The following is a 358-nucleotide window of genomic DNA, read 5'->3' as shown; positions in this document are numbered from 1 at the left end:
TGACCATACTAGAAAAAAACATACAAGCTTTATTAAGTGGAGTAAATGAACCCTTAGGAAATAAACTTTTAAATTTCATACAAAATAAAACTTGTTCTCGTTTTAATATAGATGAAAATTTAAATATCTATGATAAAACTCATAATGTTTTTATGTATGAAAATTTAGAAGAAGAATTAAATTTTTTCTATCAAAGTATTTTAGAAAAAACTCCTAGATATCCTTTTATATGTATTTATGGTATAGGCAATGCTTTACTGATTAAAAATTTAGCTAAACACTATAAACATCTTTTTGTATTTGAAAGCGAAATAGAACTTTTTATCCTAGCTTTAAGTACGCTGGATTTGAGTGAAGA

At 24.0% G+C, this 358-nt stretch carries 1 pseudogene; it reads left to right on the top strand.

Annotation, left to right across the window (positions count from 1 at the left end):
• Positions 1–358 (top strand): annotated as a pseudogene (locus ELQ12_RS09985) (motility associated factor glycosyltransferase family protein); the annotation flags it as partial.

It is taken from the genome of Campylobacter sp. US25a, from assembly GCF_004379075.1.
In the GTDB taxonomy this organism is placed as follows: Bacteria; Campylobacterota; Campylobacteria; order Campylobacterales; family Campylobacteraceae; genus Campylobacter_D; species Campylobacter_D jejuni.
The sequence above is the reverse complement of the archived record's forward strand: the minus strand, read 5'-3'. Positions and strand labels throughout refer to the sequence as shown.